Annotated in this window: 1 pseudogene; it reads right to left on the bottom strand. The window is 65.5% G+C overall.

Annotated features, from left to right (window positions below):
- A pseudogene (locus ACFZPT_RS26825) lies at positions 1-249 on the bottom strand (imidazolonepropionase); the annotation flags it as partial.

Raw genomic sequence — 249 nt, 5'->3', positions numbered from 1 at the left:
TTCGGCGTGCAGCTTCACCGGCAGGCCGAGTTGCTGCGCGACGTCAAAAACACGCGCCACATGTGACTGGGAAAACGCCAGGTATTCGCAAAACGCATCCACCGCATCCACCAGGCCTTCGGCCGCCAGGGCCGGCAGCAACTCCTGGCAGATATGCTCAATGTAGTCGTCGGCGCGGTCCTAGTACTCCGGCGGCAAGGCATGGGCGGCCAGGCACGTGGCGCGCACGCTGACCGGCAGCGCCTCACC

Source organism: Pseudomonas sp. MD330_10, assembly GCF_042610415.1.
Lineage (GTDB): Bacteria > Pseudomonadota > Gammaproteobacteria > Pseudomonadales > Pseudomonadaceae > Aquipseudomonas > Aquipseudomonas rhodesiae.
This window is presented reverse-complemented; position numbering and strand designations above follow the sequence as displayed.